Genomic DNA, 858 nt, shown 5'->3' with positions numbered 1-858 from the left:
CTATTGGAACTCGGCTTACGGATTGCGCCGAGTGTCTTGTCTTTCGCGTCTTCGACAAGACGGAAGATCGGCGCCAGCGTCAGTCTGGAGTTGCTGGATACCATAGAGACCGATCTCTTGATCTTATGGTTCCCGCCGGGTGCGCGGCTGGAACTCGAGGGGAATTCGCTGTTCAAACGGTGCTCTCCGGTCGTGAATGGTGGATACGTCCCGCTCGACGATCCACTGGCGGTGTGGGTCGCCTGCAATCCAAGTGTTCTGTCCATACCCTATGGATTTCCGAAGTTCGCAAGTCGTCTCGAGGGCACTTCAAAACACAGCGTGGGGATAAACCGTTGAGTACAGAGTCAATGCGGGCGACTGTTTTGTCGCGAGTGTGCCTGACCCCGTCAATGGTGCGTATAGTGCTTGGTGGAGAGGATCTAGCGCATTTTTGCAGCACAGATGCACCCGACGAATTTATCTGGTTGTCATTCACAAAGCCGGACATGACGACTACGGGTCGTTATTTCACCGTACGGCGATGGGACACGGACAATCGCTGCCTCACGGTCGATTTTGTCAAGCATGACGTCGGTATCGCTACTGAATGGGCTCAACGGGCCTGTGTTGGCGATGCAATAGAAATCTACCTGCCTCGTTCGCGCTTTGATCCGCCTTGTCAAGGTGCAATTCTCCTAATCGGTGACTACACTGCCCTGCCGGCGATAAGTCGGATCGTGGAAGAGTTGCCACACGATCGCACTGTTATTGCGCACGTCGAAATTCCCACCGTTGAGGACCGCGTCGAACTTCCGGCTGGGGGAAATGTCGCGGTTTTCTGGCATGAATCATTCGGCAAAACCCGCAATGCAACCG

The 858-nt window shown here is 54.7% G+C and carries 1 protein-coding gene; it reads left to right on the top strand.

What is annotated here, in order from left to right:
- Positions 1 to 488 precede the first annotated feature (488 nt).
- The coding region (locus tag AB4Z23_RS27295) for a siderophore-interacting protein (protein WP_441361159.1) at positions 489 to 858 on the top strand (370 nt) is incomplete at its 3' end.

Origin of the sequence: Agrobacterium sp. MCAB5 (genome assembly GCF_052114365.1) — a bacterium.
Classification (GTDB): Bacteria; Pseudomonadota; Alphaproteobacteria; order Rhizobiales; family Rhizobiaceae; genus Agrobacterium; species Agrobacterium tumefaciens.
Note: the sequence above shows the minus strand (reverse complement) of the source record. Positions and strands in the feature narration are given on the sequence as shown.